This window comes from Acidovorax sp. KNOB132 (genome assembly GCF_057541515.1).
In genome coordinates, this window is sequence record NZ_BAAJYT010000492.1 from 1 (window position 1) to 1,575 (window position 1,575).

2 protein-coding genes are annotated in these 1,575 nt (G+C 71.3%); both read left to right on the top strand.

Going from position 1 to position 1,575, the window contains the following annotated elements; genetic code table 11:
* Positions 1–636: LPS export ABC transporter ATP-binding protein (lptB, locus tag AC27IO_RS24035; RefSeq protein WP_487091302.1), on the top strand; the 636-nt coding region annotated here is incomplete at its 5' end.
* Positions 637–724: 88 nt separating this feature from the next.
* Positions 725–1,575, top strand: an 851-nt coding sequence (locus tag AC27IO_RS24040; RefSeq protein WP_498741182.1) for an RNA polymerase factor sigma-54, incomplete at its 3' end; no start/stop codon positions are given.

The window sequence follows — 1,575 nt, forward strand, 5'->3', positions numbered from 1 at the left end:
GGCCCCAACGGCGCGGGCAAGACCACCTCGTTCTACATGATCGTGGGGCTGGTGCGCAGCGACGGCGGCGACATCCGCATCGACGGCCATTCGGTGGCCGACATGCCCATCCACCGCCGCTCGCGGCTGGGCCTGTCCTACCTGCCGCAGGAAGCGTCGATCTTCCGCAAGCTGACGGTCGAGGAGAACGTGCGCGCCGTGCTGGAGCTGCAGCGCGACGAGAACGACAAGGCCCTGAGCCGCGACGAGATCGAGTCGCGCCTCACCGCCCTGCTGCAGGAGCTGCGCGTGGAGCACCTGCGGGCCTCCCCGGCCCTGGCGCTGTCGGGCGGCGAGCGCCGCCGCGTGGAGATCGCGCGGGCCCTGGCCACGCAGCCGCGCTTCATCCTGCTCGACGAGCCGTTCGCGGGCATCGACCCCATCGCCGTGATCGAGATCCAGCGCATCATCGGGTTCCTCAAGGCGCGGGGCATCGGCGTGCTCATCACCGACCACAACGTGCGCGAGACCCTGGGCATTTGCGATCACGCGTTCATCATCAGCGATGGGCGCGTGCTGGCGCGGGGCACGCCCTCCGAGATCGTGGACAACGCCGAGGTGCGGCGCGTGTACCTCGGCGAGCATTTCAGGATGTGAGCATGGCGTCCACGCTGGTCATCGTGTTGACTGCGCTGCTCCCCGCGGGGGCTCTCGCGCCTCGGGGCGGCCCGGCGGCACCGGTGTGATGAAGCCGGGGCTGTCGCTGCGCGTCTCGCAGCATCTGGCACTCACGCCGCAGTTGCAGCAGTCCATCCGGCTGCTGCAGTTGTCCACCCTGGAACTGTCGCAAGAGGTCGAGCAGATGCTCGACGAAAACCCCTTCCTCGAACGCACCGCCGAAGAAGCCGCGCGCGAGGAATTCGGCCTGCCGCAGGCCGATGCGCCTGTGAGCGAGGACGATCGCCACACCGAAGAGGCCATCTATTCCAGCGCACCCGGCGAGTCCAGCGCGGCGGTGGAGTCCTCCTCGGAGGGCGATGCCGCGAGCGCCGCCGAGGCGCCGGGCAGCGCCGACGCCCCCGACTGGGAGGGCGACGGCACCGTCGAGATGGCGCCGGACGACGGCGAATGGGGCGGCGACGCCCCGGCGCGCACGCGCACGGCCGGCGAGGGCGACGAAGCCGACGCCACCGAACTGGCCCGCAGCCACGAGTCGCTCACCGCCTACCTGCACCGGCAGGCGCTGGGCCTGCGCCTGTCCGAGGTCGACACCGCCGCTTTGCGCTTTCTCATCGAGTCGCTCAACGACGATGGCTACCTGGACGAGTCGCTGCCGTCGCTCGCCGTGAGCCTGGCGGGCGAGGACGACACCGAGCAGGTCGAGGAGCTGGTGCACCGCTTCACCGTGGCGCTGGGCCTGCTGCAGAGCCTGGACCCGGTGGGCGTGGGCGCGCGCGGACTGGCCGAGTGCCTGACCCTGCAGCTCAAGGCGCTGCGCGAGGACGGCGAGGGCGACCCCGACGTGGTGCAGACCGCGCTGCGCATCTGCCAGCAGCCGCTGGAGATGCTCGCGCGGCGCGACGTGCGCCGCCTGGC